The sequence below is a fragment of the Acinetobacter sp. V91_7 genome, assembly GCF_031799075.1.
GTDB lineage: Bacteria > Pseudomonadota > Gammaproteobacteria > Pseudomonadales > Moraxellaceae > Acinetobacter > Acinetobacter calcoaceticus.
The window spans coordinates 152,480-171,025 of sequence record NZ_JAVQNT010000029.1 but is presented as its reverse complement, the minus strand read 5'-3'; the positions used below and the strand labels follow the sequence as shown (position 1 = coordinate 171,025).

The following is an 18,546-nucleotide window of genomic DNA, read 5'->3' as shown; positions in this document are numbered from 1 at the left end:
CACTATTTATCTTTTATATTTAAAACAGATAAGGTTGACCAATTTCGTTATTTTACAGTTTACCGTCGTTGTTGATTAATAGGTCCAATCACCTTTTTTAGGCTTAGGAACCAAATTATGACTGGTATCACATCACCAAAACCTTTGAATATTGTTGCTGTTTCTGGTGGCTTAAATACCCCATCTAAAACGGAAAGTCTGGTTCAAGCCATTCTTGATGAATTATCTGAAGCAATCGATATTAAAGTTCATTTTATTAAATTAAGCGAAATTGGGCCTTTATTAGGCGGCGCATTTTATCGCAACCAACTTCCACAGCGTGTACAAGATGACCTTGCAGCGGTTGAAGCAGCAGATGCTTTAATTGTAGGTACACCTGTTTACCGTGCTTCTTTCACAGGTCTGTTCAAACATTTCTTCGATTTTGTTGAACAAACAGCTTTGGTTGATGTGCCTGTACTTTTAGCTGCATCTGGCGGTAGTGATCGACATGCGCTTGTACTAGAGCATCAGCTTCGCCCATTGTTTAGTTTCTTCCAAGCACAAACTTTACCAATTGGCGTATATGCGACAGATCGCGACTTTACTCCTGAATACACGGTTAAAAGTGAGCAATTAGCAGATCGTATTACGCTAGCAGTAGCTCGCGCATTACCAATTTTAGAATGGGCACCAGCCAAAGGTAAGCGTGCTGAAGTCATCAAATCTAAATCTCAGCAAGCGAACCAAGAGCTTGGGATTAATAAACAGATTGAGCAAGAAGAAGTCTTACCTTCAGCAGCCGTTCCAGATCTTGATGCAGCGGAATCTCGCTTACATCATAAGTCTGGCAAATCATTAACGCATGTTGCCTAACCGCAATATGTCTAAATAAAAATAACGAATTTGGGAGAGCGCACCATGACGCAATTACAACAACCGATTAAATTTGCTTATTGGGTACCAAATGTAAGCGGTGGCCTTGTAGTAAGTAATATCGAGCAGCGCACAGACTGGAGTTACGACTACAATGTTCGACTTGCACAGGCTGCCGAAAAAAATGGTTTTGAATATGCGCTCACTCAAATTCGTTTTACGGCGGGCTATGGGGCAGAAAATCAGCATGAATCAGTCAGTTTCAGTCATGCATTATTAGCAAAAACTGAAAAACTTAAGGTCATTGCTGCTATTCTGCCCGGCCCTTGGAAACCGGCACTCGCAGCTAAGCAACTTGCAACAATCGACTATCTAACCGAAGGCCGTATTGCCATTAATGTGGTGAGTGGCTGGTTTAGAGGAGAGTTTGATGCGATTGGTGAAGAATGGCCAGAGCATGACCAACGCTACGTCCGCTCTGAAGAATTCATTCGCACTCTAAAAGGAATCTGGACCACCGATAACTATAGTTTCGATGGTAAATATTATCAGTTCCAGAACTACACTCTTAAACCGAAGCCTTTACAAAAGCCTTATATTGAAGTGTTTCAGGGTGGTAGCTCCCGCGCTGCACGTGACATGGCTTCTCGTGTATCTGACTGGTATTTCACCAATGGTAATACGGTAGAAGAGATTCAAAAACAAGTCGAAGACATTCGTACTAAAGCAAAAGCCAACAATCACAATGTCAAAATTGGGGTGAATGCCTTCATTATTGCCAGAGATACCGAAGAAGAAGCAAAAGCGGTACTGCAAGAAATTATTGATAAAGCCAACACCGAAGCGGTAAATGCATTTGGCGATGCAACACGTGAAGCAGGTGCAGCCTCACCAGAGCAACAAGGTAACTGGGCGAAATCAAGTTTTGAAGATCTAGTGCAATATAACGATGGTTTTAAAACCAATTTAATTGGTACACCCCAGCAAATTGCAGAGCGTATTGTGGCGCTTAAAGAGGTTGGTGTTGATTTGATTCTTTCTGGATTCTTACATTTCATTGAAGAGGTAGAATATTTTGGGGAAAAAGTTCTACCGCTCGTGCGTCAATTAGAACTTCAACAAGAAAAGGAGATAGAACTTCAAGCCAAATCAGCCTAAAAAACTTCAGTAAAAGCAGCGCAAGACAATAAAAACAATAAATTAAAAATAAAGACTTATTGGCTCCAAGACTCGGCTTGGAGCCTTTATTTTTTTAAGATTTCTCAACTTCTCGAATCACTGTTTCAACCGAATAGCGACACCACTTTGAAAGTTTCTCAATAAATTCATTTAATGCGGAGGGCTCGAAATGGCTGACAATCATATAACACGCGTTTCCCATGACTTTAAAGCATTCATCGATTTGTTCATATTGCTTAACCAAATTTTCAATTTCTTCAAATGCGCGTTGTTCATTTAAATGCAAATGAATAAATTGTTTATGACTGTATTGAACAGCAATAGTGTAATTTTTGATAACCCCTGCATCCATCAACTGAGCTATGCGCGCCCCTACAGCTTGCCCTGTCCGGTGAACACGCTGCCCAATCTCTTTATTTGTTAAACGGGAATCTTGCTTCAGTAATGCAATAATTTTTAGATCAATCGGGTCTAATTCAATATTCATTTTTCATGGCGAAAGAAAACTGGCGGTAATGCTTTCATCTGACTATAGCTGATTTTGCGAGCGGAGAATAATCTTGTTTTATCTCATATCAACAAGAGTGATCTCATGAAACAAGCACTATTAATTATCGATGTACAAAATGATTATTTTAAAAATGGCAAAATGGAATTGGTTGGGCCAGATCAAGCACTAGAAAAAATAAAACAACTCGAACAATATTTCAGTAAGAAAAACCTTCCAATTATTTATGTACAACATATTAACCCACCACAGGCCAGCTTCTTTCAAGAAAATACCGACGGTGTTTTACTTCACCCTGAACTCAATGCTCAAAACGACGCATTAATTGTGATAAAGCATTATCCAAACAGTTTTTTAGAAACCAATTTAGATGAACTTTTAAAAGCACATCAAATTGAGCAACTCGTGATTACAGGCATGATGACGCATATGTGTATTGACTCAGGGACACGTGCCGCTAAGGAGCTAGGTTATCAACCAATCTTAATCGCAGATGCCACCGCAACACGTGATTTAAGCCATGACGGAAAAACTGTAAAAGCTGAAGACGTGCAAACTGCTTTTTTAACTGCGCTTAGTACGTTTGCGAATGTACAGAATACTGCCGATTTTCTAGCAAAATCTTAAATAAGGTTCAATAAAAAAAGCCCCATTTGGGGCTTTTTTTAAAATTAGTTTTGCTTATCCGGATAGACCGTTGCGATTAACTGATCTACCACAGCAGGTTCAGCCAAGGTTGAGGTATCACCTAAACTATCTAACTCATTTGCCGCAATTTTTCTTAAAATACGGCGCATGATTTTACCAGAACGCGTTTTAGGTAATGCTGGTGCCCAGTGTAGTGCATCTGGCGAAGCCACTGGTCCAAGTACTTTACGTACCCAGTTAATTAACTCTTTACGCAGCTCTTCCGACTCTGGCACACCCGCTTGTAAGGTCACAAAAGTACAAATACCCTGCCCTTTAATATCATGTGGCATTCCCACCACCGCAGCTTCTGCTACTGATTCATGCGACACCAAAGCACTTTCAATTTCAGCCGTACCCAGACGGTGACCTGAAACGTTTAAAACATCATCTACGCGGCCTGTAATCCAGTAATAACCATCTTCATCACGACGAGCACCATCACCCGTAAAATAGTTATTTTTAAAGGTCGAGAAATAAGCCTCGATAAAGCGGTCAGGGTCACCCCAAATGGTACGCATTTGGCCTGGCCATGAATCTTTAATGACTAGATTGCCTTCTGCTACACCTTCTAGCTCATTACCTTCACCATCTACAATGGCAGGTTGAATACCAAATAACGGACGTGTTGCGGAACCCGGTTTTAAAGCTGTTGCTCCCGGCAATGGCGCAATTAAAATACCGCCAGTTTCGGTTTGCCACCATGTATCAACAATTGGGCAACGGCCTTCACCAACTACATTGTAGTACCAGTTCCAAGCCTCAGGGTTAATGGGTTCACCGACCGAACCGAGTAAACGTAAGCTACTACGGTTACTCTCACGTACAAACGAATCGCCTTCTCGCATCATGGCGCGAATCGCAGTTGGAGCCGTATATAAAATAGAGACTTTGTGCTTATCGACCACATGACCAAGACGTGCCCATGTTGGATATTGAGGCACACCTTCAAACATTAAGGTTGTGGTGCCATTTGCAAGCGGTCCATAGATCAGATAACTATGGCCTGTAATCCAGCCTACATCGGCTGTACACCAGTACACATCATCTTGTTTTAAATCAAATACTTCTTTAAAAGTACTTGTTACATAGACTAAATAACCACCTGTGGTATGCAAGACCCCTTTAGGTTTACCTGTAGAACCTGAAGTATAAAGAATAAATAATGGGTCTTCTGCCTTCATAGGCTCTGGTGGACAGTTTGCATCAACCTCCATAATAATAAGGTGATACCACAAATCACGACCCGGCTTCATTTCAATCGGGTTCGCATTACGGTAAACCACAACTACATTTTCAACACACTCTGTACCCGGTAACTCTAGGGCCAAATCGACATTTTCTTTGAGTGGTAATAACTTACCGGCACGTAGACTTGAGTCTGCCGTAATGACAAGTTTAGCTTGGCTATCTTCAATACGACTTGCTAAAGAGTCTGGTGAGAAACCACCAAATACCACACAGTGAACCGCACCAATACGAGCACACGCTAACATGGCAATTGCAGCTTCAGTGACCATTGGCATATACAGCACAACGCGGTCACCTTTAACAATGCCATATTTCTTTAAAACGTTGGCAAAGCGGCAGACTTCGTCGTGTAATTCTTTATAAGAAACGATTTTATGGCGAGAAGGATGATCACCTTCCCAAATAATTGCAGGTTTATGAGGATGTTCTTTAAGATGCCTGTCTAGGCAGTTTGCCGACACATTCAACTCACCATCGGCAAACCATTCAATTTTGAAATTGTCTTTGTCAAAACTCGTATTTTTAACTTGGGTAAATGGCTTTATCCAATCGACAATTTTAGCTTGCTCTGCCCAGAATTCATCTGGGTTCTCGATAGAGTGTTGATAACGTTTAAAGTAGTCTGCTTCAACAGTACGAGCTGTTTTTTTAAATTCCTCTGGTACTGGATAGATCTCATTCATACGCAACTTCCTTGATCTTGTGCATCCCATCTCGAGACTGTGGCTATTATTTTACTGGATCTTATTTGCATGCCTTTGCAGTATGATGACTCTTTCAAAGTCCAAACAATGCGACTTTGGTCATATATTAACCACTTACTCAAGCATACGAAATTGTGAACATTTTTATAAAATTAAGTTGATTTAAAACATTTGTCTATAGCTTTTACTTTTATAATTTTTTCAAGATTTGATGGTTTTGATCATCAACAAAGATTATTTTGTCTCTTATACGCAACACAGGAATAAAATAATATGTTTGCCCAAACAACCTCCTCACGCCCACCACAGCTCCCATTTAAAGATAGCCCTTTTTCAATTCATGGGCGCTTTAATCGTATGAGCTATTTAGGTGGATATGGACTCATTTATTTAGTCACCCTCGTGGGTTATCTCATTTTGGCCTCATTTCTTGGAAGTTTCCAGCTTTCAAGCGATCTATTTAATTTTGAATTTTATAGCTCTCTTTCTGGAGCCAGTGCTTTAGTAGTCTGGGCTTTTTCGCTGTTTTTAATTTATTTAAATATTGTTCTCGTTGTTCGACGTCTGCACGATTTAAATAAGAGCGGCTGGATGGGGTTGCTGTTGCTCATTCCGGTTGTTCAATTCTTTTTTATGATTTATTTACTGCTTGCCTCAGGTACAGCAGGCACCAATCAATATGGTCCCGTTCGAGCTTCAACTTTTATAGAAAAACTCATGGCTTGGCTTATTTTAGTGGCTATTTTAATTAGCCTTATTTCAACAGCAGGAATTTTTTATTATTTCTCAGGGACCGATACCCTAGAGACACCGACACAAATCTTACAAAAAGGAACGGAATACTTTTAATTAAAAAACACTTTATTATTCAGATGAACTCATTATAGTAGGCGCACATTTTATCTCCTACTATGATGAAAGCTGAAAATTGCTTTCATAATTTTTTTAATTGAGACTTGTCGTGGCTGATGAACAAACATCCTTAACAGATGTCGCAAAAAATACAGGCGAACTTTTACAAGAGGCGGGTACTAAAACCACTCAAACAGTTTTAGCCCATACTGAAAAGTATCATGATGCCTACACCACAATCGATAAAATTGTGGATAGCTTCTGGGAACGTGTGCCTTATATTTGTATTGCGATTATCGTTTTTATTATTTTTTGGCTACTGACCAAATTATTTAAATTCTTTGTTCGCAAAACCTTAGAAAACCGCTCTTACACGCGTCAAAACCTAGTTTTGGTCTTAAACCGTGTAGGCAGTACAGCGATTCTATTCTTTGGTTTCTTAATTGCTTTGGTTATCTCGATTCCTGGGTTTACACCAGGCCAATTAATGAGTGCTCTAGGAATTGGTTCTGTCGCAATTGGTTTTGCATTTAAAGATATCTTTCAGAACTTACTCTCTGGTATTTTAATTTTACTCAGCGAACCTTTCCGTATTGGCGATGACATTATTGTCAACAACATGGAAGGAACCGTAGAAGATATTCAAATCCGTGCGACCTTTTTACGTTCACCCGATGGCCGTCGTATTGTTATTCCTAACGCGACTGTTTACACCAGTGCAGTAACTGTAAATACTGCATATCAACGTCGCCGCTGTGAATTTGTAGTCGGAATTGGCTATGAAGACGATGTCCAAAAGGCAAAAGCTGTCATTCTTAAACTACTCGACAACAGCCGTAATGTGCTTAGCCAACCTGCATTTTCGGTCAACGTAACGGCTCTTGCAGATTTCTCTGTCAATCTAACCGTTCGTTGGTGGGTAGACACAACGGAAACAACCACCTCTGCTTCGATTAGTGAAATTCAGGAATTGGTTGTAGATGCATTTGATGAAAACAACATCTCAATTCCATATCCGGTACAAGAAGTAAAAGTGTATCGTGGTGATCAACCAACTGAAGAAACTGTTAAGCCAAATGCTTAAGCTGCGAATAAGCGTCCTAAAATATAAGAAATAGACGTTTCAGTTCTTAAAATACGGTTGCCTAAGCTCACTGCTTGGCAGCCGTTTTTTGTGAGTAAATCAACCTCATAAGGGATGAAACCACCTTCTGGTCCGACCACAACACTACAGGCGTGATCAATATTAATTGGCATACTTTGCTCTGCATATGGATGGGCCACATAGGCAGGGCACTCTTCTGAAATAAACGTAGGCAAGACATCTTCAACAAAAGGCTTAAAGCGTTTATACATTTGAATTTCAGGAACAATCGTGTCCCCTGCTTGCTCAAGTCCCAAAGTAACGTAGTTGTCGATTTGCTGTAAAAAGGGAGTCTGCCAGTAACTTTTATCGACCCGATAACTATGAATCAGACTAATTTTTTCAACACCTAAAGTCACACTGTCCATAATTAAACGGCGTAAAACTTTAGGTCTGGGTAATGCCACAATTAAATGAACCGGAATTTTTGCAGGTACAGCTTCTTCACTGATAGGCTGAAGACAGACTTCTTGCTCGTGAATCGAAACAATTTCCGTGATATAACGCGCGCCGTTACGGATACCAACTTTCAGATTTTGGCCGACTGTAATATCAAGATGATCACGTAAATGCTGTAATTGGCGCTTTGAGTGAATTGACCACGTGTCTGACTGAATATCTTCAGACTCTAGTAAAACGATATTCATGGTTTATCGGCCAAATACCGGTTAATTACGCCAATATGTTTTTGCAATGAGCCTTGATTACGTTGTAAGACCTTATGCGCCTGCTCAACCACTTGCTTTGCTGCTTCCGGCTCGGCTAAACAAGCTATCCAGATTGCCACAACCTGCTCTGCATTTTGAGCAATTAGCACACCATTTTCATCAATGAATTCATCAACAATGGTTTGGAAGTTAAAATAACGAGGTCCAATTACTGTTGGAACATTTAAAACCATAGGCTCTAAAATATTGTGCCCACCACCAGGCTCATTTAAAGAACCACCCACAAAACACACCTGACTTAAGGCATACCATAACCAAAGCTCCCCCATACTATCAGCTAGATAAACCTGTGTACTGGTATGAATACTTTGGTTCAAACTTCTACGATGAGTAATTAAATCTAAGTTTTGGCAAATTTCAAATACTTCATCGAAACGTTCAGGATGTCGAGGTACAACAATACAAACTAAATCTGGATCTGACTTTAAATAAGGCTGAAGTGCCTGCAAAATTTGTTGTTCTTCTGGTGCATGTGTACTGGCAATTGTCAGGACTTTCCGTTGCCCCAAATACCATAACTGGTGTAGCTTTGCAGCCTGATTTACAAATGCTTCAGGGGCGTGAATATCAAATTTAATATTTCCAACCACCTGACTTTTTTGTTGATCTAAGCCAAGTTCTACATAACGTTGTCGAGTCGCATTATCTTGTGCCAGCACCCAGTCAATTTGTTTCAGCATTCCTGCCGTTAGACCTGAAACTCGGCTATAACCTTTCGCTGATTTTTCTGATAACCGCGCATTTAACAATAAACATGGAACATGCTGCTGTTTGGCTTGATCGATTAAATTTGGCCAAAGCTCTGTTTCAACCAATGCTAAAAGTTTTGGCTGATACAACTCAAAAAATTGTTTTAAAAGATACTTCTGATCAACAGGCAAATAAACTGCTTGAAACAAATCTAAATAAGGGGCTTTTAAAAATAACGATTTGGCACGTGCCTGCCCCGTTTTAGTCGTATTGGTCACTAAAACAGGTTGTCCAAGTTTAAGATAATGCTCGATTAAAGGCTGCGCGGCGTTAGTTTCTCCAACCGAGACAGCATGGAACCAGATTGCTCTCACATTCTTCGGAGATTCAAACGGCCCAAATCTTTCAAGACATTCCTGATTATATAATTCCTGGCTTTCTGCACGTTTTTTTATCCGCCAGCGGTAAAAAGGTTTTAATAAATGAAGTGCGGTGTTGTACCAAAAAGGGGTCGCCAAGCGGTTTGCCTCAAATAGTCAAAATTTAAAAACTGGGGAAAATATAACATAGATAGAAAAAATGGCAGAGTTTCGATACCTAAACTCTACCATTACAAGAAAAGCGATTTACTGAGTTCATAAATAAACTAGTCAGTAAACAGTCATTTCAAAAAATTTACGAAGCTTCTAGCGTTGGATAGTCTGTATAACCTTCAGCGCCTTTAGCATATAAAGTCGTTGGTTGAAGTTCATTTAAAGGCAAGTCTTGCTCTAAACGCTGTAAAAGATCTGGGTTGGCAATATATGCTTTACCAAAAGATACTGCGTCAGCTTCACCATCACGCAAAATACGTTTTGCCGACTCTGGTGTTAGATTTTCATTCGCAATCCATACACCGTTAAATTTTTCACGAAGTTTTGGACTAATGCTGTCGGCAGCTTCATATTCACGAGAGAAAATGAAAGCAACATTACGTTGATTCAATTGCTCAACGACATAACCAAATGTCGCTAACGGATTTTCATCACCCATATCGTGCGAATCACCACGCGGTGCAATATGAACACCAACTCGGCCAGCGCCCCACACTTCAATAAACGCATCAATCACTTCTAATAATAAACGTGCGCGGTTTTCAACTGGACCACCATACTCATCATTACGTTGGTTGGTGTTACTTTGAAGGAACTGGTCAATTAAATAACCATTTGCCGCATGTAACTCAACACCATCAAAACCAGCTGCTTTAGCCAATTCTGCTGAATGTTTATATTGAGCTACAACCTCCTTAATTTCTTCAATTGAAAGCGCGCGTGGCGTTACATATGGACGTTTAGGACGTAATAAACTCACTTCACCCGCAGGTTGAATCGCACTTGGTGCAACAGGAGTATCACCATCTAAAAGCTCAGGATGCGAAATACGGCCTACATGCCATAGCTGAGCTACAATTTTTGAACCTTGAGCATGCACTGCCTCAATAATTTTATTCCAAGCCTGTGCCTGCTCTTGTGACCATAATCCTGGAGTTTCTGCATAACCCACAGTTTTTGAACCAATCACTGTCGCTTCAGTCAAAATAAGACCAGCATTTGCACGCTGTTGATAATATTCAACCATTAAATCATTCGGTACTCGGCTTTCACCACTACGCGCACGCGTTAAGGGAGCCATTACCAATCGATTTTTAATTTCAAAATCACCAACCGTTAAAGGAGTATTGAGTTCAGCCATAGTCGCCTCGACTTACACTTTAAATAGTAATTAAAGTGTTTGTTTTAAATGTTCGATATATTGCTGAATCAAAGCTTCGTTACGTGAAAAATAAGACCATTGACCATATTTTTGGACCTGAATTAGGCCCGCCTGTTGTAAAACAGACAAATGATTAGACATTGTAGACTGTGCTACTTTACCCAATCGTTCAATATGACCTGCACAAACACCCTTCTCAAAACTACCACCACATTCTTCCACCGGTAAATAATGCGCAGGTTCTTTCAACCATTGTAAAATTTGCCGACGTAGCGGATTGGAAAGGGCTTTGCTAATTGCATCAATATCCATAGGCTCAACACGTCTTTTAAACGAACAAAGCTTTATTCAGCATTTCGAAAACATCATATCGCATTTTTGCGATATTCATATCTATTTTTTCCGATATTCATATCGCATTTTTTCGATTAACATTCAAAGGCTGAACTGCTTTGCCGTTTTAATCGCTAAAAATCCAAGAGTTCTACATATTCATAGATGAACTGTATTTAAACTAAAAGTTCAGCAGACTCTTATAAACCTTGTTTTAAGCTCGCCTCAATAAAGCGATCAAGGTCACCATCAAGAACAGCACCCGTATTAGAGTTTTCAACGCCCGTACGTAAGTCTTTAATACGCGAATCATCTAATACATACGAACGAATCTGGCTTCCCCAACCAATATCAGACTTCGAGTCTTCTAAGGCTTGAGCCGCTTCATTACGTTTTTGCATTTCCAACTCATACAGTTTCGCACGTAACTGTTTCCATGCATGGTCACGGTTAGCATGTTGTGAACGTTGGTTCTGACACGCCACCACAATACCTGTTGGAGTGTGAGTCAAACGAACTGCCGAATCGGTTTTGTTAATATGCTGACCACCAGCACCAGATGCACGGTAAGTATCTGTACGAACATCAGAAGGGTTGATATCAATTTCAATATTGTCATCAACTTCTGGGGAAATAAACACCGCAGAGAATGAGGTATGACGGCGGTTACCACTGTCAAATGGGGATTTACGAACTAAACGGTGTACACCTGATTCAGTGCGTAACCAGCCATAGGCATATTCACCTTCAACACGAATCGTTGCAGACTTAATGCCTGCTACATCGCCATCAGATACTTCCATAAGTTCTGCTTTAAAGCCATGACGTTCAATCCAACGCATATACATACGTAACAGCATAGATGCCCAGTCTTGTGCTTCAGTACCGCCCGAACCCGATTGAATCTCGACATAGCAAGGATTCGGGTCCATCGGATTGCTAAACATACGACGGAATTCAAGTTTAGCCAGTTCATCTTCGGCAGCACTAAGCTCAGACTGAACATCTTCAAGTAGACTTTCATCGTCGGCTTCTACGGCCAAATCTAGCATTGCTTTTGCATCTTCAAGCTGTGTTGATAAACCATCTAACACATTAATAACGTTTTCTAGTTCGCCCTTTTCTTTCGCCATTGCTTGAGCACGGCTTTGGTCATTCCAGATCGCAGGGTCTTCTAACTCACGTAAAACTTCTTCTAAACGTTCTTTTTTCAGATCGTAGTCAAAGATACCCCCGTAGTGTTTGGCTACGATCAGTTAAGTCTTTCAATTGGTTTAGATAAGGATTAATTTCCACGCGAGTGTTCCCATAAAAGCAGATAAACAGTCGATTATTTTAGCATAGCTGCGGTTATCTTCGAACCTGCTTTGTATTTCTCATTATATTTCACTCATTTAATTTCTAAATTTTCTTCACTCCATTTTAAGTTTAATCTGTAATATCCACATACAAAATTGGGTACTTTTACAGCATTTTTTATGATCTACACAAAATATCCTTAATTTTAATAAAATAAAACATTCTTAATTTTTATTTAATAATCAATATTTTAATTAAAACTCATTTACACAAAATGAACATGGTTACAATACGGTTACTTGAGCAAGATTGACGCATAAGCATTTTGGTCTAGACTAAAAGTTGTAACAAAACATTTATAAAATCGCTTTTTAGAGGGGAGAGATTCCATGAAAAAACTAGCAATTGCATCAGCTCTTTTATCTGCACTGGCAGTAAGTGGCGCAGCAAACGCTTACCAAGCTGAAGTTGGTGGTTCTTACAATTATCTTGATCCAGATGACGGCAGCAGTGTAAGCAAATTCGGTGTTGACGGGACTTATTACTTTAATCCTGTTCAAACTCGTAACGCTCCACTTGCTGAAGCAGCTTTCTTAAGCCGTGCAAGTAATGTTAACGCTCTTATCAACTATGGCGATAACAGCGGTACTAAAGACACTCAGTATGGCGTAGGTGTTGAATACTACGTTCCTAACTCAGATTTCTACCTTAGCGGTGATGTAGGCCGTAATGAGCGTGAAATCGATAACACCAATATTGATAGTAAAGTAACAACTTATGCAGCTGAAGTAGGTTATTTACCAGCTCCTGGTTTATTACTTGCTCTAGGTGTTAAAGGTTACGACGAAAAAGACGGTAAAGACGGCGCTGATCCAACAGTTCGTGCTAAATACGTAACTCAAGTAGGTCAACATGACGTAAACCTTGAAGCGTTTGGTGCGTTTGGTGACCTTGACGAATATAAAGTTCGTGGTGACTACTACATCGATAAAACTTTAAGTCTTGGTGTAGATTACTACAATAACGACTTAACGGATAAAGATGAATTTGGTATTAATGCTAAAAAATTCTTAAATCAACAAGTAAGTCTTGAAGGTCGTATTGGTTTCGGTGACAACGATAACACTTATGGTGTTCGTGCAGGATACCGCTTCTAATATCGTTTAAAAGCACATAAAAAAATCCGCTCTAATGAGCGGATTTTTTTTATTGGTTTAAATGCACAATACGCAATTGCAAACTTACATTGCCATTAAATGCATTACGATCCATTTCATATACTAAATGAACTTCATCTCGCATAGGATTAAATTCAAAACGACCAGCTGCATTAAATGCAATCGCATCAAAAGTATATTGATCTAGGGCTAACCTAAGTTTTAAATGTGTTTCTTTAAGCCAGCGATAATCGACAACTTTAAAATGTCCTTCAAACTGAGGAAAAGGGAATTTTTGCCCCCATGGTCCAAGCTGCTCTATCCAGTCTAATGTGTCTAGCTGCAAAGCAGAAGCTGGTAACTCTCCATCCGTCCATAGTGTTGCTTGGAATAGAGATTCTTCCATGGCTGCAACACAGCCAGTAAAAACAGTTTTAAAAGCATCAAAGTTTTCTTTTCGAATCGTTAAGCCAGCCGCTGCCGCATGTCCACCAAAATGACTCACTAATTCTGGATGTTGTTCAGCAACTTGTTCAATCGTATCTCGAATATGTACTCCATCAATTGAACGCGCAGAGCCTTTAATATGGATACCATCTTCATCTGGTGCAAAAACAATAGTTGGGCGATGGAACTGTTCTTTTAAACGCCCTGCTACAATTCCAATCACACCTTGATGCCAACTCTCTTCAAAGAGTACAAGGGCTTGTGGAATATTTTCTTTTGAAAGTTGCAAGCTATCTAAAGCAGATAAAGCTTGTTGCTTCATCTCCCCTTCTATCTGGCGTCGCTCTATATTGAGTTGATTTAATTGCTGAGCAATTGGATAGGCAGTTTCCATATTCTCTGCAAGCAAACATTCAATCCCAATACGCATGCTTTCCATACGTCCAGCAGCATTAATCCGGGGTCCTATAACAAATCCTAGATCTTGTGCACGTAATGAACTCGCCTCTCTACCAGCAATATCCAATAGCGCTAAAATTCCAACTCGGCATTGGTGTTGTTGGATTCGCTTTACGCCTGCATCCACCAATATACGGTTGTTATAATCTAATACAGCAACATCGGCATAAGTCCCCAAAGCCACTAAATCTAGATATTGAGTGACTTTACTTGTACTTTTGCCTTGCTTGTTACGTAAACTTGCCAAATTCGCCAGCACATAAAATGCAACGCCTACTCCTGCAAGCGCTTTACTTGGAAAATCACAACCTAACTGATTTGGGTTAACAACTGCTTGTGCCGGAGGTGTTTCTTTAGTTGTTAAATGGTGGTCGGTAATAATGACCTGCATATCCAAGGCCTGAGCAGTTTCTACACCTGCATGGCTGGAAATTCCATTATCGACAGTAATTAATAGATCTGGTTGATAAGTTTGATGAGCAAGCTCTGCAATTGCAGGTGTAAGCCCATAACCGTACTTAAATCGATCGGGAACCAAATAGTCGACTTGTGCCCCCATATCGCGCAGCACCAATACCATTAACGCGGTGCTGGTTGCTCCATCGGCATCATAGTCCCCGACAATAACAATCTTTTTCTGCTCATCAATGGCTTGATCCATTAATGCTACAGCGGTTTCTAGACCTTTGAGCTCTGGAGCAAGCAAATTCTTAAGCTTGAGCTCTAATTCCTGTTCAGATTGGACTCCACGTCTTGCCAAAATCTCGGCAATAAACGGCGGCACGCCCTGAAACTGTTCAGGGCGTGTCAATAAAGGTCTTTGTTTGATTTGTATTTTTGTCATTTAAGGCATCAGCCGGTGCAACATCCATTGACCGTCGATTTTTTCATAACTCAAGCGGTCATGTAAACGATTTGGTCGCCCTTGCCAGAATTCATAATAATCCGGTTGCAGACGATAGCCTCCCCAGAACTCTGGCTTATTAAGCACTTCACGACTTTCGACTTGCTGTTGTAAGTCGTGAAAGCGCTGCTGTAATAGCTCTCTGCTTTCAATTTTACCACTTTGTGGAGTACTGATATGCGCTGCAATCTGGCTATCACGTGGCCGTTTAAGGTAATAGTCTGTAGATTCCTGTTCAGAAATTTTTACTACATGACCACCAACTCTCACCTGGCGCTCTAGACTCGGCCAGTAAAATAATAATTCAGCATATGGGTTTTCTGCCAAATCTATACCTTTCTGACTGTCATAGTTAGTATAAAAATCATAGCCAGCTTCTGTAGCACCGCGCAACAAAACTGTTCGAACATGTGGTCTGCCATTAGCACCCGCTGTTGCTAACGACATGGCATAAGGTTCATGCAAATTGGCAGCTAGAGCATGGTTAAACCAACCAAGAAACTGCTGATGAGGGTTTGATTCAACCTGCCCCTCACGCAATTCTCCTTGCTCATAGCTCAAGCGTAATTCACTTAAATCTTTGATGACATCACTCATGTCATGCACCTTATGCGACTTGTGCTTGTGAACGAACTGAATCTGCTAAATGCTGAGCTAAAGCGTTCACTTCGTGCTCATCGTCACCTTCAACCATGACACGAATCACAGGCTCTGTTCCTGACTTACGAATCAAGATACGTCCACGGCCTTTGAGCTGTGCTTCTGCTTTATCAAATTCAGTAACCAAGGCCGGAATAGAATATGGATCAAGCATTTGTTCTAAACGTACATTTAAAAGAACTTGTGGGAATAGTTTAAAGTCTTGAACCAATTCATGAAGAGCCTTATTTTGCTCGACCATCACCGTTAAAACTTGAAGTGCAGCGATAATGGCATCACCAGTCGTACTCTTGTCTAGAGTTAGAATATGACCAGAAGGTTCGCCACCTGTCACCCAACCATTTTCTTCTAAAGCCTGTAATACATAGCGGTCACCGACTTTTGCACGAACAAAATTAACATTTGCTTTTTCAAGTGCAACTTCAAGTGCCATATTACTCATGACAGTACCAACAATACCAGCTGGCTTATTTTGCGCCTGAGTCGCCAAAATATATAAGATATGGTCACCATCAATTAAGTTACCAAACTTATCAACCATCACAACACGGTCAGCATCGCCATCAAAGGCAATCCCTAAATCTGCTTGGTGCTCAACCACTGCTTTTTGTAAGTGTTCAGGATGTGTTGAACCACAGCTTTCATTAATATTTAAGCCATCTGGTTCATTATATAAAGCAATGACTTTTGCACCTAGCTCACGGAAAACTGAAGGGCCAACGCTATATGCAGCACCATGAGCACAGTCCAACACAATCTTTAAATTATTTAAATCAAAGTGGTAAGGGAAAGTAGATTTACAAAATTCGATATAACGACCGTTTGCATCATTTACACGAACACTTTTACCTAAGTTTGCAGTGTCCTCAATGAATAAGTCTTTTTCTAATTCAAGGTTAATTTCTTCTTGTAATGAATCAGGTAATTTTTTGCCTTCACTTGAGAAGAATTTAATCCCATTATCATAATATGGATTATGTGATGCAGAAATAACAATACCTGCATGTGCATGCAAAGCACGAGTAAGGTGTGCAATTGCTGGTGTTGGTAATGGACCAAGTAGATGAACATAGACGCCAGCAGCGTTTAAGCCTGCCTGCAAAGCAGATTCTAAAATATAACCAGATAAACGTGTGTCTTTTCCTAATACAACGAGCGGTTTATTTTTTGGACTCGTTCGTTTTAATACCTTCCCTGCAGCAAAACCGAGTTTTAAAGCAAACTCTGGAGTAATAGGCATTTGCCCAAATTTTCCACGAATACCATCCGTTCCAAAATAACTCATAGCTTATCTCATTCTTACGCCACTTCAGCGGTGGCACACTTCATATATGGCAATTCCGCCATATTTCTTTTCGTTAGATTTACTTTACACCAAAAACAAAAAGCCGTCAGTGTAATGACGGCTTTCTTCATTGTTTTGGTTACCAAAATCTAACCAACACGATAGTTTGGAGCTTCTTTAGTAATCGTTACATCATGAACATGTGACTCAGACATACCTGCTGAAGTAATTTTCACAAATTTCGCATTTTGGCGAAGATCTTCAATCACTGATGAACCTGTATAACCCATCGATGAACGTAAACCACCCATCATTTGATGAACGATGTTACCCATTGGACCTTTATATGGAACACGGCCTTCAATGCCTTCTGGTACTAACTTCTCAGCACCCGCTTTTGAGTCTTGGAAATAACGGTCAGCAGAACCGGTTGCTCCCGCCATTGCACCTAATGAACCCATACCACGATATGCTTTGTAGTAACGACCTTGGAAAAACTCAACTTCGCCAGGCGCTTCTTCAGTACCAGCTAAAAGTGAACCAACCATGATTGTACTTGCGCCCGCACCGATCGCTTTTGCCATATCGCCAGAGAAGCGAATACCGCCATCTGCAATTAAAGGAATTTGATCTTTCAGTGCATTAGCAACGCTGTCAATCGCAGAAATTTGTGGCATACCAATACCTGCCACAATACGTGTCGTACAGATAGAACCAGGACCAATACCGACCTTGACTGCATCTGCACCTGCATCTAACAATGCTAATGCAGCGTCACCAGTTGCGATGTTTCCGCCAATTACTTGTACTTGAGGGAAGTTTTGTTTCACCCAACGTACACGTTCAATTACACCAGCTGAATGACCATGTGCTGTATCAACAACAATTACGTCAACACCAGCTTCAACCAATGCTTCTACACGACTTGGTGTATCAGCACCTGTACCTACCGCAGCACCAACACGTAAACGACCAAGATCATCTTTACAACTGTTTGGATAACTCTCAGCTTTACGGAAGTCAGTCACTGTAATTAAGCCTTTAAGTTCGTTGCTCTCGCCAACGACCAAGACTTTTTCAATACGGTGTTTTTGCAATAATGCTTGAATATTTTCTTTAGACTCACCTTCACGTACAGTCACCAAACGATCTTGGCCTGTCATGATGTTGCTAACTGGTTGTTCTAAATTGGTTTCAAAACGCGTATCACGGCCTGTCACAATACCAACAACCTTGCCGTCTTTAACAACAGGTACACCGCTAATGTTATTAGCAGTGGTAATTGCAATCAGTTCACGTACTGTAGTTTCAGGTGTTACAGTGATAGGGTCTTTCACCATACCCGCTTCGAATTTCTTTACACGGCGTACTTCTGCAGCTTGAGCAGCAATATCCATGTTTTTGTGCAAAATCCCGATACCGCCATTTTGTGACATCGCAATCGCCATACGTGACTCAGTCACTGTATCCATTGCAGCAGAAACTAATGGGATATTTAAATGAATGCCGCGAGTTAAACGTGTCTTTAGAGAGACATCTTTTGGGAGAACAGTAGAGTAGGCAGGAAGTAATAAGACATCATCGAAGGTTAGCGCTTCTTGAACGATGGTCAGCATAACAATCTCACTGGTAAATTCCGTGAGCTATTA

General features: G+C 40.5%; 17 protein-coding genes. 6 read left to right on the top strand and 11 right to left on the bottom strand.

From position 1 onward, the window contains the following. The first annotated feature begins 117 nt into the window (after nucleotides 1-117). On the top strand, nucleotides 118-855 hold the full coding sequence (msuE, locus tag RMB03_RS05280; RefSeq protein ID WP_004639934.1) for an FMN reductase: 738 nt from the start codon (nucleotides 118-120) through the stop codon (nucleotides 853-855). Nucleotides 856-900: 45 nt separating this feature from the next. After that, nucleotides 901-2,013 (top strand): dimethylsulfone monooxygenase SfnG, encoded by a 1,113-nt coding sequence (sfnG, locus tag RMB03_RS05275; RefSeq protein WP_311074444.1) that lies wholly within the window; start codon nucleotides 901-903, stop codon nucleotides 2,011-2,013. A gap of 94 nt (nucleotides 2,014-2,107) precedes the next feature. Here sfnG and RMB03_RS05270 read toward each other — a convergent pair whose 3' ends face one another. Then, nucleotides 2,108-2,521 carry an Lrp/AsnC family transcriptional regulator gene (locus tag RMB03_RS05270; protein ID WP_005038054.1) on the bottom strand — a complete coding sequence of 138 codons (414 nt, stop codon included), beginning with the start codon at nucleotides 2,519-2,521 and terminating at the stop codon, nucleotides 2,108-2,110. A 105-nt stretch (nucleotides 2,522-2,626) separates the two neighbouring features. Between RMB03_RS05270 and RMB03_RS05265 the strand changes: the two genes are divergently transcribed. After that, nucleotides 2,627-3,169, top strand: a complete 543-nt coding sequence (locus tag RMB03_RS05265; RefSeq protein ID WP_311074442.1) for a cysteine hydrolase family protein — start codon at nucleotides 2,627-2,629, stop codon at nucleotides 3,167-3,169. 44 nt (nucleotides 3,170-3,213) lie between these two features. Here RMB03_RS05265 and acs read toward each other — a convergent pair whose 3' ends face one another. Further along, complete coding sequence (gene acs / locus RMB03_RS05260) at nucleotides 3,214-5,163, bottom strand: acetate--CoA ligase (RefSeq protein ID WP_311074440.1); 1,950 nt, start codon at nucleotides 5,161-5,163, stop codon at nucleotides 3,214-3,216. A 294-nt stretch (nucleotides 5,164-5,457) separates the two neighbouring features. Between acs and RMB03_RS05255 the strand changes: the two genes are divergently transcribed. Both RMB03_RS05255 and RMB03_RS05250 read left to right on the top strand, forming a co-directional pair. Then, on the top strand, nucleotides 5,458-6,033 hold the full coding sequence (locus tag RMB03_RS05255; RefSeq protein WP_311074438.1) for a DUF805 domain-containing protein: 576 nt from the start codon (nucleotides 5,458-5,460) through the stop codon (nucleotides 6,031-6,033). A gap of 112 nt (nucleotides 6,034-6,145) precedes the next feature. Then, entirely contained in the window at nucleotides 6,146-7,120 is a 975-nt protein-coding gene (locus RMB03_RS05250) for a mechanosensitive ion channel family protein (RefSeq protein WP_005038043.1), read from the top strand. On the opposite strand, the gene RMB03_RS05245 is transcribed toward RMB03_RS05250, so the two are convergent. The 5 genes from RMB03_RS05245 to prfB all read right to left on the bottom strand — a co-directional run bounded on the left by RMB03_RS05245 (nucleotide 7,117) and on the right by prfB (nucleotide 11,982). Then, the gene (locus RMB03_RS05245) at nucleotides 7,117-7,827 is read right to left on the bottom strand and encodes a 16S rRNA (uracil(1498)-N(3))-methyltransferase (RefSeq protein WP_005038041.1); all 711 of its coding nucleotides are present in this window, start codon (nucleotides 7,825-7,827) and stop codon (nucleotides 7,117-7,119) included. The genes RMB03_RS05250 and RMB03_RS05245 overlap by 4 nt on opposite strands. Further along, nucleotides 7,824-9,116: a 3-deoxy-D-manno-octulosonic acid transferase gene (locus tag RMB03_RS05240; RefSeq protein WP_311074435.1), complete on the bottom strand. Its 1,293-nt coding sequence runs from the start codon at nucleotides 9,114-9,116 to the stop codon at nucleotides 7,824-7,826. The genes RMB03_RS05245 and RMB03_RS05240 overlap by 4 nt, the downstream gene beginning before the upstream one ends. 157 nt (nucleotides 9,117-9,273) lie before the next feature. Further along, nucleotides 9,274-10,332: an alkene reductase gene (locus RMB03_RS05235; RefSeq protein WP_005038037.1), complete on the bottom strand. Its 1,059-nt coding sequence runs from the start codon at nucleotides 10,330-10,332 to the stop codon at nucleotides 9,274-9,276. A 30-nt stretch (nucleotides 10,333-10,362) separates the two neighbouring features. Then, nucleotides 10,363-10,665: a helix-turn-helix transcriptional regulator gene (locus tag RMB03_RS05230; RefSeq protein ID WP_002121891.1), complete on the bottom strand. Its 303-nt coding sequence runs from the start codon at nucleotides 10,663-10,665 to the stop codon at nucleotides 10,363-10,365. Nucleotides 10,666-10,886: 221 nt separating this feature from the next. Next, nucleotides 10,887-11,982, bottom strand: a protein-coding gene (gene prfB / locus RMB03_RS05225; protein ID WP_307012453.1) for a peptide chain release factor 2 whose coding sequence is annotated in 2 segments (ribosomal slippage) — nucleotides 10,887-11,909 and nucleotides 11,911-11,982 — 1,095 coding nt in all. Because the reading frame shifts where the segments join, the coding sequence is not laid out codon by codon here. Between the two features lie 392 nt (nucleotides 11,983-12,374). Here prfB and RMB03_RS05220 point away from each other — a divergent pair. Next, entirely contained in the window at nucleotides 12,375-13,142 is a 768-nt protein-coding gene (locus RMB03_RS05220) for a putative porin (protein WP_005038035.1), read from the top strand. Between the two features lie 49 nt (nucleotides 13,143-13,191). Here the strand turns inward: RMB03_RS05220 and recJ are convergent, their stop codons facing one another. The 4 genes from recJ to guaB all read right to left on the bottom strand — a co-directional run bounded on the left by recJ (nucleotide 13,192) and on the right by guaB (nucleotide 18,513). Then, complete coding sequence (recJ, locus tag RMB03_RS05215; protein ID WP_311074430.1) at nucleotides 13,192-14,892, bottom strand: single-stranded-DNA-specific exonuclease RecJ; 1,701 nt, start codon at nucleotides 14,890-14,892, stop codon at nucleotides 13,192-13,194. Next, a complete protein-coding gene (pdxH, locus tag RMB03_RS05210; protein ID WP_311074428.1) occupies nucleotides 14,893-15,549 on the bottom strand; it encodes a pyridoxamine 5'-phosphate oxidase in 657 nt (218 codons plus the stop codon). 10 nt (nucleotides 15,550-15,559) lie between these two features. Then, nucleotides 15,560-16,897, bottom strand: a complete 1,338-nt coding sequence (gene glmM, locus RMB03_RS05205; protein WP_004639966.1) for a phosphoglucosamine mutase — start codon at nucleotides 16,895-16,897, stop codon at nucleotides 15,560-15,562. 149 nt (nucleotides 16,898-17,046) lie between these two features. Beyond that, nucleotides 17,047-18,513: an IMP dehydrogenase gene (guaB, locus tag RMB03_RS05200; RefSeq protein ID WP_003654069.1), complete on the bottom strand. Its 1,467-nt coding sequence runs from the start codon at nucleotides 18,511-18,513 to the stop codon at nucleotides 17,047-17,049. Nucleotides 18,514-18,546 lie beyond the last annotated feature (33 nt).